At 68.1% G+C, this 16,352-nt stretch carries 13 protein-coding genes; 6 read left to right on the top strand and 7 right to left on the bottom strand.

All coding sequences use genetic code 11. The features are described from left to right. Positions 1 to 105 precede the first annotated feature (105 nt). The 4 genes from FFS08_RS05365 to FFS08_RS05350 are packed head-to-tail and all read right to left on the bottom strand — an operon-like array spanning position 106 to position 4,559. A complete protein-coding gene (locus FFS08_RS05365) occupies positions 106 to 1,245 on the bottom strand; it encodes a GNAT family N-acetyltransferase (protein WP_137862750.1) in 1,140 nt (379 codons plus the stop codon). A 40-nt stretch (positions 1,246 to 1,285) separates the two neighbouring features. Continuing rightward, positions 1,286 to 2,557, bottom strand: coding sequence for a mechanosensitive ion channel family protein (locus FFS08_RS05360; protein WP_249341075.1), 1,272 nt, complete (start codon positions 2,555 to 2,557; stop codon positions 1,286 to 1,288). Continuing rightward, positions 2,554 to 3,738 carry a cystathionine beta-lyase gene (metC, locus tag FFS08_RS05355; protein WP_137862587.1) on the bottom strand — a complete coding sequence of 395 codons (1,185 nt, stop codon included), beginning with the start codon at positions 3,736 to 3,738 and terminating at the stop codon, positions 2,554 to 2,556. Before metC ends, FFS08_RS05360 begins: the two co-directional genes overlap by 4 nt. Then, on the bottom strand, positions 3,735 to 4,559 hold the full coding sequence (locus FFS08_RS05350) for a sulfurtransferase (RefSeq protein WP_137862588.1): 825 nt from the start codon (positions 4,557 to 4,559) through the stop codon (positions 3,735 to 3,737). The genes metC and FFS08_RS05350 overlap by 4 nt, the downstream gene beginning before the upstream one ends. A 54-nt stretch (positions 4,560 to 4,613) precedes the next feature. Between FFS08_RS05350 and queF the strand changes: the two genes are divergently transcribed. The 3 genes from queF to FFS08_RS05335 all read left to right on the top strand — a co-directional run bounded on the left by queF (position 4,614) and on the right by FFS08_RS05335 (position 8,807). Next, positions 4,614 to 5,060, top strand: coding sequence for a preQ(1) synthase (gene queF / locus FFS08_RS05345; protein ID WP_137862754.1), 447 nt, complete (start codon positions 4,614 to 4,616; stop codon positions 5,058 to 5,060). A gap of 155 nt (positions 5,061 to 5,215) precedes the next feature. Then, the gene (locus FFS08_RS05340; protein WP_137862589.1) at positions 5,216 to 7,477 is read left to right on the top strand and encodes a glycosyltransferase family 4 protein; all 2,262 of its coding nucleotides are present in this window, start codon (positions 5,216 to 5,218) and stop codon (positions 7,475 to 7,477) included. A 43-nt stretch (positions 7,478 to 7,520) separates the two neighbouring features. Continuing rightward, positions 7,521 to 8,807 (top strand): glycoside hydrolase family 130 protein, encoded by a 1,287-nt coding sequence (locus FFS08_RS05335; RefSeq protein WP_137862590.1) that lies wholly within the window; start codon positions 7,521 to 7,523, stop codon positions 8,805 to 8,807. 31 nt (positions 8,808 to 8,838) lie between these two features. Here FFS08_RS05335 and FFS08_RS05330 read toward each other — a convergent pair whose 3' ends face one another. Then, entirely contained in the window at positions 8,839 to 10,866 is a 2,028-nt protein-coding gene (locus FFS08_RS05330; protein ID WP_137862591.1) for an OPT family oligopeptide transporter, read from the bottom strand. 197 nt (positions 10,867 to 11,063) lie between these two features. On the opposite strand from FFS08_RS05330, the gene FFS08_RS05325 reads away from it, so the two are divergent. The 3 genes from FFS08_RS05325 to FFS08_RS05315 all read left to right on the top strand — a co-directional run bounded on the left by FFS08_RS05325 (position 11,064) and on the right by FFS08_RS05315 (position 13,034). Next, positions 11,064 to 11,387, top strand: coding sequence for an ArsR/SmtB family transcription factor (locus FFS08_RS05325; RefSeq protein WP_137862592.1), 324 nt, complete (start codon positions 11,064 to 11,066; stop codon positions 11,385 to 11,387). Next, positions 11,384 to 11,812 (top strand): SRPBCC family protein, encoded by a 429-nt coding sequence (locus tag FFS08_RS05320; RefSeq protein ID WP_212741961.1) that lies wholly within the window; start codon positions 11,384 to 11,386, stop codon positions 11,810 to 11,812. Before FFS08_RS05325 ends, FFS08_RS05320 begins: the two co-directional genes overlap by 4 nt. Before the next feature lie 154 nt (positions 11,813 to 11,966). After that, positions 11,967 to 13,034 carry an AI-2E family transporter gene (locus FFS08_RS05315; RefSeq protein ID WP_137862593.1) on the top strand — a complete coding sequence of 356 codons (1,068 nt, stop codon included), beginning with the start codon at positions 11,967 to 11,969 and terminating at the stop codon, positions 13,032 to 13,034. Positions 13,035 to 13,083: 49 nt separating this feature from the next. Here FFS08_RS05315 and FFS08_RS05310 read toward each other — a convergent pair whose 3' ends face one another. Further along, positions 13,084 to 14,751: a helicase HerA-like domain-containing protein gene (locus tag FFS08_RS05310; protein WP_137862594.1), complete on the bottom strand. Its 1,668-nt coding sequence runs from the start codon at positions 14,749 to 14,751 to the stop codon at positions 13,084 to 13,086. Between the two features lie 70 nt (positions 14,752 to 14,821). After that, positions 14,822 to 16,318, bottom strand: a complete 1,497-nt coding sequence (locus tag FFS08_RS05305) for a DegQ family serine endoprotease (RefSeq protein WP_137862595.1) — start codon at positions 16,316 to 16,318, stop codon at positions 14,822 to 14,824. Positions 16,319 to 16,352 lie beyond the last annotated feature (34 nt).

Genomic DNA, 16,352 nt, shown 5'->3' with positions numbered 1-16,352 from the left:
CAGGGGAAGACGGGGCTCCCTAGTCTAAACTTCCGTGCCCCGCGCCGGGTGCGAATCTTTCGCGCGCCGCCACCGTGCCAAGCCCTGGGGTGATGTCGGTCGCGCCTAGGCCCCGCGGCGGAAGGGAGTCAGCTCGCCGAGACATTCCTGCTCCTGCGCCACCGCTTCGCGCTCGCGCTCGAGATAGTCGGCGACGGCACGGCGAAAGCCCGGATCGGGAAGATAATGGGCCGACCAGGTAGTGACCGGCGCATAGCCGCGCGCGAGCTTGTGCTCGCCCTGCGCCCCCGCTTCCACACGACCCAGGCCGCGGGCGATGGCGGCGTCGATCGCCTGATAATAGCAGAGCTCGAAATGGAGGAAGGGGACGTCCTCGATCGCGCCCCAATAGCGACCGTAGAGCGCATCGGCGCCGATCAGGTTGAGGGCGCCGGCGATCGGCTTCCCGTCGCGTTCGGCGAAGATCAGCAGCACCTGGTCCGCCATCTCGCCGCCGAGCAGCGAGAAGAAGTCGCGGGTGAGATAGGGGCGGCCCCATTTGCGGCTGCCGGTGTCCTGGTAGAAGGCCCAGAAGGCGTCCCAATGCGCCTCGGTGATCTCGGCGCCGGACAGGTGCCGGATGGTCAGGCCCGCCACTGCCGCCGCGCGCTCCTTGCGGATCGCCTTGCGCTTGCGGCTGGCAAGAGCGCCCAGGAACTCGTCGAAGCTCCGATAGCCTTCATTGGCCCAATGGAACTGGGTGCCGGCGCGAATCAGCCAGCCGGCCGCCTCGAACAAGGGCAGCTGGGCGTCGTCGAGGAAGGTGACGTGCGCCGAGGAAAGCCGGTTCTGGTCGGTCACCGCTTCGATCCCCGCGATCAGTCCGGGCGCCAGCGCGCCGTCGCGCAGCAGCAGCCGGGGACCGGGCACGGGGGTGAAGGGCACGGCGACCTGGAGCTTGGGGTAATATTGCCCGCCCGCCTGCTCCCAGGCATCGGCCCAGGCATGGTCGAACACATATTCGCCCTGGCTGTGGCTCTTGGCATAGGCCGGGGCGATCGCCGCGGGGATGCCCTGCGCGTCCTCGATCACGATCGGCAGCGATTGCCAGCCGGCGCGTGGGCTCACCGATCCCGAGCGTTCGAGGATCGAGAGAAAGGCGTGGCCGACGAACGGATTGCGCGTTCCCGCGCACGCATCCCAGTCGCCCGGCAGGATCGAGCTGACTCCATCGGCGATACGGGCGGTCACGGAAGAGGCGGGCACGATGTCCAGATAGGGATTGGGCCCCGCAAAGGGCAATGGCCTAGCCTCGCCTGGTCTCGTCCCGCGTGATCCGCACTTCGCGCTGCGGCAGGGCCAGCGCGATGTCGTGTTCCTTGAACATGACCCAGAGCCGGTTGAGCACGTCGCTCTTCACATTGCCGACGCCGCTCTCGGGATCGCTGATCCAGGTGAGGATCTCGTGCTCCACGCCGCTTTCGCCGAACGCCGCGAGGCGCACATTGGTGGGCGGTTCGTCGAGTGCGCGCGGGCTCTCCTTCGCGGCGCGCAGCATCAGCGCCTGGGCGAGCTTGAGGTCGCAGTCATAGGCGACGGTCACCGGGATGCGGACGCGGACGTTGCGATCGGTGTACGACCAGTTCTCCACTTCCTGCGTCATCAATATCTCGTTCGGGATCAGATGCTCCTTGCCGTCGCGGGTGACGACGCTGACCGCACGCACGCCGATCTTGTTCACCCAGCCGAAGCTGTCGCCCACGACGATCACGTCGCCCGGCTTGATCGAGCGATCCATCAGCAGGATGATCCCGGCGATCAGGTTGCCGATCGTTTTCTGGAGGCCGAAGCCGATCGCGAGGCCGAACGCGCCCGAGAAGACGGTGAACGCAGTCAGGTCGATCTCGAGCAGGTCGATGCCGACGAAGAAGGCGACGATCACCGCGGCGATCGCGGCCAGCTTCTGGAAGAGCAGCTTCTGCGTGGGGTCGAAGCCGCGCGCACCGCCGATCCACCGGGTCAGCATTCGGTTGAACAGGCGCACGCCGGCGAAGAGCAGCAGCACGGTGACGCCGATGCTGAGCAGCGAGAGCAAGGTGAGCCGCCGCTGGCCGATCTGCACGCCGACCCGGTCGAGCGTGTCCTGTGTCGCGGCGAAGCCGCCAATGGCATGGCTCAGGATCGCGGCGAAGGCGATGGCGGCCACGCTCCACGCGATCCAGCGCGGCAGGTTGAGCCCGCGCAGTACCGCGACGGTGAACATCGCAGCGGCGGCGCCGGTCGCGAAGCCGAGGCCCAGCGCCGCAAGTGGATGCCAGAGCCAGGCGGAGAGGATGATGCCGAGCAGCAGCGTGGCCACGCCGTGGCGGATCACGTCGCAGATGCGCCCGCTGAACAGCGGACCGTGCTCGGCATCGCGCGACCAATATTCGGCGATACGCGCGCCGATCCTGCGGCCGGCGAGCCAGCCGAGCGCCAGGGCGACGATGGCGAGCGCGGCGGCGATGCCCGCTTCGGACAGTTCGGGCGGCGAGGGAAGGTCGTGTCCCGCCAGCCAGTCGCCGAACCGCTGCATCATCCGCGCAGCCTGGCGAAGCGCGCGAGCCCCTGCTCGAGATCGGTGATCAGGTCGTCCGGATCCTCGAGCCCGATCTGGAGGCGGACGACCGGCCCCTCGGCCTTCCACTCGGTCGCGGTGCGGAAGCGCTGCGGATCGACCGGCAAGGCGAGGCTCTCATAGCCGCCCCAGCTATAGCCGATGCCGAAATGCTCCAGGCCATCGATCAGCGCGGCGCGCTCCTTCTCGCCGCCGCCGGCGAGGACGAAGGAGAACAGGCCCGAGGCGCCCTTGAAATCGCGCTGGAAGATCGCGTGTCCCGGGCAATCGGGCAGGGCGGGGTGAAGCACGCGTGCCACTTCGGGGCGAGTCCTGAGCCATTCGGCGATCCGCAGCGCGGCGCGGCCATGCTGTTCCAGCCGGATCGCCATGGTGCGCAGGCCGCGCGCGCCCAGCCAGGCGTCGTCGGGACTGGCCGTCTGGCCGAGCTGATAGGTGGCGTCGCGCAGCGCGGCAAATTTGCCCTGGGCGGCGGTGACCGAGCCCAGCATCACGTCGGAATGGCCGACGACATATTTGGTCGCGGCGAGGATCGAATAGTCGATCCCGAGCGCGATCACCGGGAAAAGCAGCGGCGTCGCCCAGGTGTTGTCGAGCACCGTCGCGATGCCGCGCTCCCGGGCCACCGCGACGATCGCCGGCACGTCCTGCACCTCGAAGGTCAGGCTGCCCGGGCTTTCGAGTAAGACGACCCTGGTATTGGGCCGGCAGAGCGCCGCGATGCCCGCGCCGATCAGCGGATCATAATAGCTCGTCTCCACGCCCATGCGCGCAAGCAGCCCGTTGGCCAGGCTCCGCGTCGGGTCATAGGCGCTGTCCGGCACCAGCAGATGGTCGCCCGGCGAGAGCAGGGCGAGCAGGGTCGAGGCGATCGCGGCGACGCCCGAGGGATAGAGCAAGGTCGCCTCGGCGCCTGGCTCGAGTTCGGTCAGCGCGTCGGCGAGCGACCATTGGGTCGGGGTGCCGCGGCGGCCGTAGAACAGGCGGTGATGGGTATCCCGGGCCCCGGCGGCGCGCAGATGCGCGACATCGTCGTAGAGGATCGTCGACGCGCGCCATACCGGCGGGTTGACGATGCCCTGGGTCCATTCCTTGCGCCGGCCGGCGGTGACGACCTTGGTCTTGTCCTGTTTCTCGCTCATGCCGGGCCCAATGCCTTGGCCGTCTCCGGACGGCTACCCCATTCGGTCCAGCTGCCGTCGTAGAGCGCGGCCTCGTTGTCGAGCAGGTGTGCGCCGAACGCCAGGATCGCGGCGGTGATGCCCGAGCCGCAGGTGGTGACCAGCGGCCGGGCCAGGTCGACGCCATGTTCCTCGAACACCGCGCGGATATGGTCGGGCGCCTTCCAGGTGCCGTCGGCGTTGAAGAATTTCGGATAGGGGACGTTCCGCGATCCGGGGATGTGGCCGGCGGCGACTTCGGCGCGTGGATCGGCTTCCGCGCCGGTGAAGCGCGCGGCCGAGCGGGCATCGGCGATCTGCCCGGTCTCGGCCTTCATCTGGTCGAGCGTGCGCAGCCGGGCCCTGGGCGCCCGGGGCTCGAAATTGCCGGGCTCGGCCTGATGCGGGCCGGTTTCCACGGGGCGGCCTTCCGCCTTCCATTTGGCGAGGCCGCCGTCGAGCAGGGCCACGTCGACCCCGGCGAGCCGCAGCACCCACCAGGCGCGGCACGAGGTATGATGCGGGCCATTGTCGTAGAGGATGATCTGCGTCTCGGTATCCGCTCCCAGCGTGCGCAGCCGCTCCGCGATCCTGGCGACGGTCGGCACGGTCGAGGGGAGCGGGCTGCTCTCGTCCACCAGCGTGTCGAGATCGAGGAAGCGCGCACCGGCGATGTGCCCGGCCTCGAACTCGGCGCGGGGATCGCGCGGCGGCGATCCGGGGATCGTCGAGCTATAGGTTGCATCGAGCACCAGCACGCCATTGGCGCCGGCCAGCCATTCGGTCGTAACGAGCCCGTCCATGGATAAGCGTCCTAGAAGGATGCAAAGCGCTCCGCAAACGCCTACATGGCCGGGATGGACGCCAAGCATCTCGGAAAAACCTCGACTCTCCCCGCCACGCCGGAAGAGGCCGAGCTCGACTATGTGCCCAATCCGCGGCGGGGCACGCGCTATCTCATCCGCTTCGCGGCACCCGAGTTCACTTCGCTCTGCCCGATCACCGGCCAGCCCGATTTCGCGCATCTGGTGATCGACTATGTGCCGGGCGATACGATCGTCGAATCCAAGTCGCTCAAGCTGTTCCTCGGATCTTTCCGCAACCATGGCGCCTTTCACGAGGACTGCACCGTCGGCATCGGCCAGCGGCTGTTCGACGAGATGCAGCCGGAATGGCTCAGGATCGGCGGCTATTGGTATCCGCGCGGCGGCATACCGATCGACGTGTTCTGGCAGTCCGGTGCACCGCCGGAAGGTGTCTGGATACCCGACCAGGGCGTGCCCGGCTATCGCGGCCGCGGCTGAACGCCCGATTTACAGGAGATTTACAGGGCGACCGGGCGGTCGTATTGTGTTGCACTGCAACATGATGAAACCTTATTGAAAACAGTTGGTTTGGAAGGGTGAGCGCGGGGGCGACGCGCAATTGAGTTTGCGGCAGCGAAAGGAAAGATCGGCGCATGCGAGCCCCGAACATCCAGCACATCGCGCTGATCGGCAACTTCCTGCCGCGCAAATGCGGCATCGCCACCTACACCACCGACACTTATGCCGCGCTCAAGCAGCGTTTTCCCGGGCTTCGCGTCGACGTCTATGCGATGGACGATCATCCCGGCCGCTATGACTATCCCGACGCGGTCACCCGCGCGATACCGCAGCACGATCGCGGCGGCTATCTCGATGCCGCCCGGGCGATCGAGGCGTCCGGCGCGCAGGCGCTCTGGGTGCAGCACGAATATGGCATCTATGGCGGTCCGGCCGGCGAGCATCTGATCGCGCTGATCGACCGGCTCTCGATTCCCGTGATCGCGACGCTGCATACCGTGCTCGAAACGCCCAATCCCGATGAGCGCCGCGTGATGGAGGCGCTGCTGCGCCGCGCCTCACGCGTGATCGTGATGGCCGAAAGGGGCCGCGAGATTCTTGGCCGCGTGCACGGTGCCGATGACCGGAAGATCGCGATGATTCCGCACGGTGTGCCCGATCGGCCGCTTGCCGATCCCGAGGATTTCAAGCCGCGCTTCGGCTGGCAGGGGCGCGAAGTGATCCTCACCTTCGGCCTGCTCGCGCCGAGCAAGGGCATCGAGACGATGATCGAGGCGATGCCCGCGATCGCCGCGGCGCGGCCCGACGCGCTCTACGTGATCCTGGGCGCCACGCATCCCAATCTCGTCGCGCATGAGGGCGAGGCCTATCGCGACCGGCTGAAGGCGCTGGCGACAGAGCGCGGCGTGGCCGGGCACGTCGCGTTTGTCGACGGGTTCGTCGAGCAGGACGAACTGCTCGACTATCTCCAGGCGGCGGACGTCTATGCGACCCCCTATCCCAATCCCGCGCAGATCACCTCGGGTACGCTTTCCTATGCAGTGGCGGTGGGCAAGCCGGTGGTTTCCACGCCCTATGTCCATGCGACCGAGATACTGGCGGACGATCACGGCGTGCTGGTGCCTTTCCACGACAGCGGCGCCTTTGCCCGGGAGATCGCGCGCCTGCTCGCCGACAAGAGTGCCCGCACCGCGCTGGCCGAGCGCGCCTATGCCCGCGGCCGCACCATGTTGTGGCCGCGCCTCGCCGAGACGGCGGTCGAGGCGCTGGCGGCCATCGTCGCCGCCAGGCCGCGCCGCTTCGCCCGCCCGGCCAAGGCGCTCGTGCCGCTCCGGCCCGATATCGCCGCGGTGGAGCGGATGAGCGATGCGACCGGCATGCTCCAGCACTCGATCTATTCGGTGCCCGATCGCCGCCACGGCTATTGCATCGACGACAATGCCCGCGCGCTGATCCTGATGAGCAGGATCGAGGAGATCGACGATGCCCTGCGCGACAAATGGACGAGCGTCTATGCCGCCTTCGTCCAATATGCCTGGAACCAGGAGCTGCGCCGCTTCCGCAACTTCATGAATTTCGACCGGACCTGGTGCGAGGATGTCGGCTCCGAGGATTCGAACGGCCGCGCGCTCTGGGCATTGGGAGTGACGGCGCGCGATGCGAAGGCGCAGAAGCATCGCGACTGGGCCGCGGCGCTGTTCGACGCCACTGCTTCGATCGCGCTGGAACTGGGCAGCCCGCGGGCGCGCGCCTTCGCGATGCTGGGCGCCGCCGCGATGCTGGGCGCGCATCCGGGCCATGCGCTGGGCCGCGAGATCCTCACGCGCTTCGGCGAGGAGCTGATCGCGCTGCTCGGCCGCAATCGTCGCCCCGAATGGCAATGGTTCGAGATCGTGCTGGCCTATGACAATGCCCGCCTGCCCGAAGCGCTGCTGCGCGCCGGCATGGCGCTCGGCCGGCGCGATTTCACCGGGGTCGGGATCGAGACGCTCCAATGGATCGTCACCCGCCAGACTTCGCCCGAGGGCCGCTTCCGCGCCGTCGGCACCGAGAGCTTCGGCCGCGCCTATGCCCCGCCGCTCCAGTTCGACCAGCAGCCGCTCGAGGCACAGGCGACGGTGGAGGCCTGCGTCGCCGCGCACGAGGCGACGGGAGAGCGGCGCTGGGTGGACGAGGCGATGCGCGCCTATCGCTGGTATCTCGGCGGCAACGACCTCGACCTGCCGCTCGCCACCGCGCAGGACGGCGGCTGCTTCGACGGGCTGATGCCGCACGGGCTCAACCGCAATCAGGGCGCCGAGTCCATTTTGGCGCTCCAGCTCGCCAATTGCGCGATTTCGGCTCTTTCAAAGGCAACCGGAAACGTGGCAACACCGGTGCGAGCCGCCGTCGCCTAGCTTCCGCCTGGGCGCCGGTGCGGGGACAATGGCTGGGAGCCGAATGCTCGAACTTTTCAATCATGCGCTGCGCCTGCGTGCGGATCCTTCGCGCGTCGTGGTGCGGCCCTTCCACATTGCCTGGGCATCGAACGGATCGGCGCCGAGCCGCACCGAGCGGCTGGTAAGCGAAGTGCTGGCGATGTCGCCCGGCGAGGCGCGCAGCCAGTTGGAGATCGTGCTCAAGGATTTCGAGGCGCGTCACTGGCAGACGCGCCGCGTGTTCATGACTCGCTATGACGAGATCGAGGGGATGCTGGGGCTGGACGGCAGCCAGATCGGCGACGAGAAGCGCCAGCTGATCGGCGCCTATTTCTGCCACGAATACAGCTATGCCGCCGCCGCGCTGATGAACCCCAGCGCCGTGCCGCATTACGACCAGACCGGCATGCCGCCAGGGTCGCTGCGCATCCTGATGAGCCTGCGGGCTGTGGGCGAGGGGCATATCTCGTCGGTCGCCTTTCGCGAGGGCATCATCACCGACGGGAACGACCTGACGCTCGCGCCGGAACCGCCCTTCGCCACTGCCGCGGATGCGCGCGAGGAAGACGAGGCGCATGTGCCGGAGGGGCCGGTGACGGTGTATCGGCACCGGGATTCGACGCTTTCCGGCACAGTGATCTTCCCGATCACCAAGGCCCAGTCGAACGGCCTGGAGGATCTGCGCATCACCCATTTCCGCCATGAGGACGGGAGGGAGGAGTGGATCGGCACCTACACCGCCTATAACGGCTCGGTGATCCAGTCCGAGCTGCTGCGCACCCGCGACTGGCGGAGCTTCGACCTGGTGCCGATGTCGGGAAGCGCCAGCCGCAACAAGGGCATGGCGCTGTTCCCGCGCACCGTGAACGGCCGCTACATGATGCTCGGCCGCCAGGACGGCGAGAACATCTTCCTCCATGCGTCCGACGACATCACCCGCTGGGAAGGCGGCGAGCTGCTGATCAAGCCGAAATTTCCCTGGGAACTCGTCCAGATGGGCAATTGCGGCCCGCCGATCGAACTCGACCAGGGCTGGCTGATCCTCACCCACGGCGTCGGCGCGATGCGCAAATATTCGATCGGCGCGGCGCTGCTCGACAAGAACGACCCGTCCAAGGTGCTGGCCCGTTCGCCCGAGCCGCTGCTCGCCGCGGCGGACCAGGACCGCGAAGGCTATGTCCCGAACGTCGTCTATACTTGCGGCGCCATCAAGCATGGCGACAAGCTGTTCATCCCCTATGGCGTCGCGGACAGCTCGGTCGCCTTCGCCTTCGTCCCGATCAGCTCGCTGCTCGCCCAGATGAGCTGATCCCCGGCGCGGGCCGGGGATCAGCCGGAGTTCAGCGATAGTTCGCGATGTCGTCCGCCGGCGTTTCCGGACCGGTGCCTGCCGGCGCGCCGCGTACCAGCCTGCGCGTCATCGCATAGGCGATGGCGATCAGCCCGAAGAACAGCAGCGGCGCGATCCAGGTCGCCACGCTCTCGAAGCTCTCGCCCATCACTGCCAGCGGCGCGTCGTTGGGCGGGATCGGCGCGTTGCGATTGGCCCAGGCGAGGATGCCGGCAAAGGCGACGCCGAACAGCGATTCGCCCACGATCAGGCCGGTCGCCGCCAGCACGCCCATCCGCTCGGCGAACTCGGGATTGGCCTGGCGCTTGGCCCAGCGATCGTAGAAATGGCCGATCACCGCGCCGACCGGGATCAGCAGGGTGAGGCCCATCGGCAGATAGATGCCCATGCCGACGGCGAGCGGGGGCAGGCGCATCCTGCCGGCCTTGCCCAGCACTTCGTCCAGGACGATCACGCCGACGCCGATCAGCGCGCCGAGCCCGATCAGGTTCCAGTCGATATCGCCGCCGAGCACGCCCTTGGCGATCGAGGAGATCAGCGCGGCCTGCGGTGCCGAGAGCGCGTTGGGGCCGGCGCCGGGCATGCCGACAAAGCCCAGCGTGTTCTTGAGCAGATCCAGCACCAGCGGGATCGCCAGGCTGCCGAACACCACGCCCAGCACCAGCGCCAGCTGCTGTTTCCACGGCGTCGCACCGACGAGCTGGCCGGTCTTCAGATCCTGGAGATTGTCGTTCGAGATGGTCGCGATCGAGAAGATGATCGCGGTGGTGAACAGCGCATAGGCGATCAGCGCATTGGTGCGCGCCGGATCGGCCTCGTGCCCGAAGACCAGCACGAGCAGCAGCGAGGCGCCGAGCACGGCGAGGATGCCGACGCCCGAGACCGGCGAGTTGGAAGCGCCGATCAGGCCGGCCATATAGCCGCAGATCGCCGCGATCATCACGCCGACGACCAGCACATAAGCGAGCGAGCCGCCGATCACCGCGACCGGATGATCATGGACCGGGCCGCCGGCCGAGAAGCTCCACAGCAGCCAGGCGATCGGCACCAGCGTGGCGAGCGTGATGAGGGCGACCACGCCGATCGGCATGTCGCGCTCGGTGATGTCGAGCGCCTGGCCGCCCTGCCGCGCGCGCGAGGCGGCGAGCGCGGAACGCAGGCCGGCGATGATCGGGCCGATGATCTTGAGCAGCGACCAGATCGCCGCCACGCCGATCGTGCCGGCGCCGATGAAGCGCACCTGGCCGCGGAAGGTGCCGCCGACCAGCGCGTCGATCCCGGCGCCGATGTCGCCGCCCGAAGCGAACCAGGGCACCAGCACCGTCCAGGAGATCAGCATGCCGAAGAACATGGCGGCGCCGACCGAGATGCCGACGAGATGGCCGACGCCGATCAGCAGCATCGACCAGCTGGTCGACCAGCCGGTGGCAGTGTTGCCCACCGCGAAATTCTTGCCCGCTTCCTCGGCGACCAGCTTCATCTTGGCGAGCAGCGCGAACAGGCCGGAGAAGATCGTGCCGACGATCAGCGTGCGCAGTCCCGCGGCATTCTCCTTGTCGCCCGCGCCCGAGGCCGAGCCGACCTTGAGCACTTCGGCGGCGGCGACGCCTTCGGGATAGGGCAGGTCGGTGCCGGTGACGAGCGCGCGCCGCAGCGGCACCGAGAACATCACGCCGAGCACGCCGCCGGTGATGCACACCGCCACCGTCGTCCAATAGGGAAAGCCCGACCACCAGCCGACCATGATCAATCCCGGCAGCACGAACACGATCGCGGCAAGGGTGCCGGCGGCGGAAGCGATCGTCTGGACGATGTTGTTCTCGAGGATGGTGCCGCTCTTGAACGCCTTGAGGATCGCCATCGAGACGACCGCGGCGGGAATCGACGTGGCGAAGGTGAGGCCGACCTTGAGGCCGGCATAGACGTTGGCGGCAGTGAACAGGATGGTGATCAGCGCGCCGAGGACGATCCCGCGCAGCGTGAGCTCGGCCATCGGGCGAGACGATTGGGAGGCCATCGGTTCAGATCTCCGCGCGGAAAGTCACGAAGGTCACGGCATGTGCGTGCGCGGGCGCGCTCGCGGATGCGGCCGGGACGGCGGGTTGGGTGCGGAATGCGTTGTTCATCGACGGAGCGTGGCATCTGCGCGTCGGGGAGGACAGCCTTTTTTGCGTGGCGGTTGATTTGAATAACTACGGGGTTATGAATTGATGCATGGAGCCGGCCGTTTTCGACATGTTGTTCCGCGCGTTGGGCGATCCGACGCGCCGCGCGCTGTTCGAGCGGCTGGCGCAAGGGGAATTGACTGTACGCGCGCTCACCGACGGTGCCGCCATCTCGCAGCCCGCCGTCTCCAAGCATCTTGCGATATTGAAGGGCGCGGGGCTGGTGCTCGACCGGCCGCAGGGACGCGAGACGCATTACCGCGCCAATCCCCGGGGGCTGGCGCCGTTGCTCGACTGGATGCGGCTGCACGAGGTGCTGTGGGCCGGCAGTTTCGACAGGCTGGACGACCTGCTGAAGAGGATGGATCAGTGACCGAGGCGCGCACTTTGGTGATGGAGCGCGACTTTCCGCACGCCCCGGACAAATTGTGGCGCGCGATTACCCAGCCGCATCTGATCGCCGAATGGCTGATGCCGAACGATTTCGCCCTGGCGGAAGGGTGTCGCTTCACCTTGCAGAGCCCCGGCGCGCCGGGTTGGAGCGGGCGGATCGACTGCACGGTGCGCGAAATCGATCCGGGCCGGCGGCTCAGCTACAGCTGGAACACCGGCGGCGGCGAGGAGGCGATGCCGCGCTTCGAATCGGTGGTGACGCTGACGCTCGAGCCGATCGCGGGCGGCACGCGGCTGCGGATGGAGCAGAGCGGATTCAGCAACGATAGCAACTATAATGGCGCGCGGTTCGGCTGGCGGAGCTTCCTTGAGCGGCTGGAAGGGGTTGCGGCGGGATTGGCGTGACATCGCGCGCGCACTGCCCAATATCGTCACGCTGAACTTGCCTCAGCGTCCAACGCGCCACAGAGGATATCGCATGTGGAGAGTTGGATGCTGAGGCAAGTTCAGCATGACGGATGAGGTTGATTGCGCAAGTCGAGAAGCTAGGCTCCCCCGCATGAACACGAGAACCGAAACCGCCCAGCGTGCCGCCCGTCTCGTGCTTGTCGGCGCGCTGCTTCTCATCGGGCTCTGGATCGCGCACGGGTTCGTCGCGGCGCTGCTCTGGGCGGTGGTGCTCACCATCGCGGTCGATCCGCTCCATCTCAGGCTGCGGGCCTGGCTGAAGGGCAGCCACCGCATCGTGATCCCGTTGCTGATCACGGCGATCGCGGCGCTGGTGGTGCTGATCCCGCTGGCCCTCGGCGTCGCCCAGGCGCTGCGCGAGGCGCACGACATTTCGAGCTGGATCGCGCAGGCGCAGGCGCAGGGCGTGCCGGTACCCGACTGGGTGGCGCGCCTGCCCGTCGGCAGCGGAGCGGTGCGCGACTGGTGGCAGACGCACCTCGCCCGGCCCGAGGATGCCGTGCACCAGCTCCGCGCGATCAGCGGCGGGGAATGGTTGGTACATTCGCGCATGATCGGGGTCGGCGTTGTGCATCGCGCGGTGGTCTTCGGATTCACGCTGCTCACGCTGTTCTTCGTGCTGCGCGATCGCGACGCACTGATCGAGCAGGGGCGGCGGGCGGTGCTCAAGCTGTTCGGCCCCACCGGCGAGCGCGTGGGATCGCAGGCGATCCGATCGGTGCGCGGCACGATCGACGGGCTGGTGCTGGTGGGGCTGGGCGTCGGCGCGCTGATGGCGATCGTCTATCTGGTCGCCGGCGTGCCGCACCCGCTGCTGCTCGGGGGCGCCACGGCGATCGCGGCGATGATCCCGTTCGGCGCGCCGGTGCTGTTCGTGATCGCTGCGCTGCTGCTGCTGTTGCAGGGATCGGTGGGCGGCGCGATCGCCGTGGTGGCGATAGGCACTGCGATCATCTTCGTCGCGGATCATTTCATCCGCCCGGCGATGATCGGCGGCGCCACGCAGCTGCCGTTCCTCTGGGTGCTGATCGGCATCCTGGGCGGCGTGGAGACGCTGGGCCTGCTCGGACTGTTCATCGGCCCCGCGGTGATGGCGGTGCTGGTGATGCTGTGGCGGGAGTTTCTGGCGGCGGGAGCGGCCGGGACGTTCGAAGCCTAGCCGTTCCCCGGCCTTTGCCGGGGAACATCCGTATATCCGAAGCGCGCGCCTAGCGCCCCTTGAACAGTCCGCCCAGCACGCCGCGGACCAGTCCGCCGACGATGCTCGCTCCCGCGCCGCCCGATTTGCCGAATACCGCCTTGGAGACTTCGTTTGCCACCGCGCGGCCGGCGGCCGACGAGGCGGAGCGAGTCGCCGAATTGATCGCGCGGTTCCAGGGATTGTTCGCCGCCTCGCGCTCGGCCTGGCGCTGGGCCTGGGCGTCGAGCCGGGCCTGGCGATCGGCGTCGCGCTGATCGGCGAGGCGCTGGCGCTCGGCTTCCTTGGCGATGCGCGCATCTTCCTTGGCCTGGGCGGCGGCGGCCTTTTCCGCTTCGTCCTTGGCCTTGGCCTCGGCGGCGGCCGCGGCGGCTTCGGCCGACTTGGCGGCGAGCAGTTCCTCCGCCGATTCGCGATCGACCACGGTGTCGTACTTCGCGCCGATCGCATCGGTCTCGATCAGCACCTTGCGCTCCTCCGGCGTGACCGGGCCGACGCGGCTGGAAGGCGGGCGGATCAGCGTGCGCTCGACCGGGCTCGGCGCGCCGTCCTCCTGGAGCAGCGAGACCAGCGCCTCGCCCACCTTGAGCTCGGTGATCGCGGTGGTGACGTCGACTCCGGGATTGGCGCGGAAGGTGGTGGCCGCCGCCTTCACCGCCTGCTGGTCGCGCGGGGTGAAGGCGCGCAGCGCGTGCTGGACGCGGTTGCCGAGCTGGCCGGCGACCGTATCGGGCACGTCGATCGGGTTCTGGGTGATGAAATAGACGCCGACGCCCTTGGAGCGGATCAGGCGGACGACCTGCTCGATCTTGTCGAGCAGCGCCTTGGGGGCGCCGTCGAACAGCAGGTGCGCCTCGTCGAAGAAGAAAGCGAGCTTGGGCTTGTCGGGATCGCCGACCTCGGGAAGCGATTCGAACAGGGCGGAGAGCAGCCAGAGCAGGAACGTGGCGTAGAGCTTGGGGCTCGCCATCAGCTTGTCGGCGGCGAGGATGTTGACGATGCCGCGGCCCTTGTCGTCCAGCCCGAGGAAATCCTGCATCGACAGCGCCGGCTCGCCGAAGAAATTCGCGCCGCCCTGGCTGCGCAGCTGGAGCAGCGAGCGCTGGATCGCCCCGACCGACTGTTTCGAGACATTGCCATAGGTGGCGGTGAGCTCGTCCGCCCGCTCGGCGCAATGCGCGAGCATGGCCTGCAGGTCGTCGAGGTCGAGCAGGAGCAGCCCGTCCTTGTCGGCGACGGTGAAGGCAATGGTGAGCACGCCTTCCTGGACTTCGTTCAGGTCCATCAGCCGCGCGAGCAGCAGCGGGCCCATTTCCGAGATGGTGGTGCGGATCGGATGGCCCTGCTCGCCATACAGGTCCCAGAACTGCACCGGCGTGTCGGCATAGGTCCAGTCGGCGAGGCCGATCTCGGCGGCGCGTGCCTTGAAGATCTCGTGGGTCTTGGCGGTGGGCGAGCCGGCCATGGCCAGGCCGGACAGATCGCCCTTCACGTCCGCCACGAAACAGGGGACGCCGGCGTTGGACAGGCCTTCGATGATGCCCTGGATCGTCACCGTCTTGCCGGTGCCGGTCGCGCCTGCGATCAGCCCGTGCCGGTTGGCGCGCCTGAGCACCAGGGACTGTGGCTGCGCGCCGCCGGTGCCCGCACCAATGAAGATGCCCGTCTCTCCCGCCATCCGTCGACTCCTTGCTTGGGAGTCCGGGATAGAGGAGAAACGGGCATTCGTCAGCCCGACGGGCCTGGTTTTAGTTGATGCCGACCGAGACGAAGCGGCCGACCGCGCGGCGCTGGACCCAGAGCAGGACGCTGTTCTTGCCCGAGGCCTTGGCCGCGCTGACCTGCTTGGCGACGTCGGCCGCATTGGCCACCGGCTGGCGGTTGACGGTGGTGATCACGTCGCCGCGCTGCAGGCCCTTGCCCGCGGCGTCGCTCGCCTGGCTCACCTGGAGCACCACCACGCCGGTGGTGCTCGGGTTGACGCCGACGCTCTGGGCGATCTGCGGCGTAAGCGGGGTCACCTGCACGCCGAGCGAGGCCGCGGCCATCGTCTCAGTATCGCCGCCGCCCGGGCCCGAATTCTCGTCGTTCGGATCGAACTGGGCGAGCTGTTCCTCGGGCGGACGGGTGCCGACGACGAGGCTCAGCGTCATGCGCTTGCCGTCGCGATAGAGCTCGAGCGGGACGCGGGTGCCCGGCTTCACATTGGCGACGAGGTAGGACAGCGTCTGGTCCGGAGTGACGTCCTTGCCGTCGACCTTGACGATGACGTCGCCCTGCTTGAGACCGGCCTTCTCCGCCGGCTGGCCCGGCTCGGTGCGGGCGACGACGGTGCCCCGGCCCTTGGGCACGCCCAGGCCGTCGGCGATGTCGTCGGTCAGGTCCTGCATCTGGATGCCGAGATAGCCGCGGGCGATCTTGCCGCCCTTCATCAGCGTGTCGATCACCGGCTTGGCTTCTTCCGCGGGGATCGCGAAGCCGATGCCGACATTGCCGCCGGTGGGCGACAGGATCTGCGAGTTGATGCCGATCACGTTGCCGTTCAGGTCGAACATCGGGCCGCCCGAATTGCCGCGGTTGATCGAGGCGTCGGTCTGGATGAAGCGGTCATAGGCGCCGCCCTGGCCGGTGACGCGGTGCAGCGCCGAGACGATGCCGGCGGTGACCGAGCCGCCCAGTCCGAACGGATTGCCGATCGCGACGACCCAGTCGCCCACGCGGGCGCTCGTCGAATCGCCGAACTTCACGAAGGGCAGGTTGGTGCCTTCGATCTTGAGCACGGCGAGGTCCGACTGGGCGTCGTTGCCGATCAGCTTGGCCTTGAACTCGCGCTTGTCGGGCAGGGTGACGGTGATCGATTCGACCGTGGCGCCGCGCGCGCCCGCCGAGATCACGTGATTGTTGGTCACGACATAGCCGTCGGCCGAGATCAGGAAGCCCGAGCCGAGCGATTCGGCCTGGCGGGTCACCGGCTGGTTGCCGCCGCCGAACGCCTCGAACGGCGTGCCCGCGAACGGATTGGCGTTCATGGTCACCCGCTGGGTGGTCGAGATGTTGACGACCGCCGGTTGCAGCTTGGCGACCATGTCGGCGAAGCTCATCGGCGCGCCGGCCTTGGGGGCTGCGGCCTGGATCGCGCCCGGCTCGTTTTGCGCGGTCTGCGCGCCGGCCGGCTGGTTGAGCGTCATCGTCGCGGCGGCGCCGCTCAGCAGGAGGGCGGTAGTGAGAGCGTAAGCGTAACGCACGTGAGTCGGTCCTCTCAGACGAAGGAAAAGCGTT

It is taken from the genome of Sphingomonas sp. 1F27F7B, assembly GCF_005503355.1.
In the GTDB taxonomy this organism is placed as follows: Bacteria; Pseudomonadota; Alphaproteobacteria; order Sphingomonadales; family Sphingomonadaceae; genus Sphingomonas.
The sequence above is the reverse complement of the archived record's forward strand: the minus strand, read 5'-3'. Positions and strand labels throughout refer to the sequence as shown.

Bases quoted from the DNA above. Each gene is read 5' to 3' on its own strand.
- FFS08_RS05340 (WP_137862589.1), top strand. From the start codon at position 5,216: ATGCGAGCCCCGAACATCCAGCACATCGCGCTGATCGGCAACTTCCTG.
- FFS08_RS05310 (WP_137862594.1), bottom strand. From the start codon at position 14,751: ATGGCGGGAGAGACGGGCATCTTCATTGGTGCGGGCACCGGCGGCGCG.
- FFS08_RS05325 (WP_137862592.1), top strand. From the start codon at position 11,064: ATGGAGCCGGCCGTTTTCGACATGTTGTTCCGCGCGTTGGGCGATCCG.
- FFS08_RS05350 (WP_137862588.1), bottom strand. From the start codon at position 4,559: ATGGACGGGCTCGTTACGACCGAATGGCTGGCCGGCGCCAATGGCGTG.
- FFS08_RS05315 (WP_137862593.1), top strand. From the start codon at position 11,967: ATGAACACGAGAACCGAAACCGCCCAGCGTGCCGCCCGTCTCGTGCTT.
- queF (WP_137862754.1), top strand. From the start codon at position 4,614: ATGGACGCCAAGCATCTCGGAAAAACCTCGACTCTCCCCGCCACGCCG.
- FFS08_RS05330 (WP_137862591.1), bottom strand. From the start codon at position 10,866: ATGGCCTCCCAATCGTCTCGCCCGATGGCCGAGCTCACGCTGCGCGGG.
- metC (WP_137862587.1), bottom strand. From the start codon at position 3,738: ATGAGCGAGAAACAGGACAAGACCAAGGTCGTCACCGCCGGCCGGCGC.
- FFS08_RS05335 (WP_137862590.1), top strand. From the start codon at position 7,521: ATGCTCGAACTTTTCAATCATGCGCTGCGCCTGCGTGCGGATCCTTCG.
- FFS08_RS05360 (WP_249341075.1), bottom strand. From the start codon at position 2,557: ATGATGCAGCGGTTCGGCGACTGGCTGGCGGGACACGACCTTCCCTCG.